This is a genomic window from Arthrospira sp. PCC 8006 (genome assembly GCF_046480465.1).
In the GTDB taxonomy this organism is placed as follows: Bacteria; Cyanobacteriota; Cyanobacteriia; order Cyanobacteriales; family Microcoleaceae; genus Limnospira; species Limnospira platensis.
Genome location: NZ_PKGG01000570.1, coordinates 1 through 422, shown reverse-complemented (window position 1 = coordinate 422; position 422 = coordinate 1). Strand labels below are relative to the sequence as shown.

At 45.0% G+C, this 422-nt stretch carries 1 pseudogene; it reads right to left on the bottom strand.

Annotated features, from left to right (window positions below):
• Positions 1–422, bottom strand: a pseudogene (locus B9T16_RS29420) (guanylate cyclase); the annotation flags it as partial.

Genomic DNA, 422 nt, shown 5'->3' with positions numbered 1-422 from the left:
CGAACGCAAATGCAACCGCCTCATTTTTATCAAAAATAGGTGTCCCCCACGCTTCAATTGGAATCCGTTTATCCGGGTGCTGGATTTCAATATCATCCGCCGTTGTTCGTTCSCCATGTAATGCGCGAATTACCGGTAACTGCTCAATCGGATAGAGGCGATCGCTCCCCGCAATATAATTACGGTAGACCTCATTAACTTKCTTCCACGTCGTATTCACCACCCCTTGACCCAACAGTTCTTTCCCCACTTGMTTCACATAATAAGGACTTCCCTGTGCATCCAGAATAGAWATCCCCACCGGTAACGCTTCTAAAAACTGTTTCAGGCGGCTTTCACTTTCACGTATTTCATAATAAAGCTGTGCATTTTCAATTGAGATCTTCGCAATGTCTAAATGGGTTTTAATCCGAGCCAGCAAC